We start from the raw sequence: 309 nt of genomic DNA on the forward strand, positions 1-309 counted from the left end.
AGTTTAGCGGATTTTCTCGGCAGTCTGATTACCCACACTATCACCGCTTCCCGAAGGAGTTGGTGTACTCTCAAGTTCGACTCTTCCCGTGGATTTGCCTGCGGGAATCAACGCCTACACTCTTTAACCGGCTATTCCGTCAGCCGGCGGTGGTGTCACTGCTGCGTCTCCACGTCACCATTGGAGGTAGTAACGGAATTTTTACCGTTTCTGCCATCGGTCTCGCCGTTCGGCTGAACCTTAGGTCCCGACTTACCCTGATCCGATTAGCGTTGATCAGGAAACCTTAGTCTTTCGGCGAGGGGGTTT

The 309-nt window shown here is 53.1% G+C and carries 1 rRNA gene; it reads right to left on the reverse strand.

Features of this window, described 5'->3' with window-relative positions:
- A 23S ribosomal RNA gene (locus H6A61_RS15535) occupies positions 1 to 309 on the reverse strand; the annotation flags it as partial.

Origin of the sequence: Bacteroides caecigallinarum (assembly GCF_016901995.1) — a bacterium.
Lineage (GTDB): Bacteria > Bacteroidota > Bacteroidia > Bacteroidales > Bacteroidaceae > Phocaeicola > Phocaeicola cellulolyticus.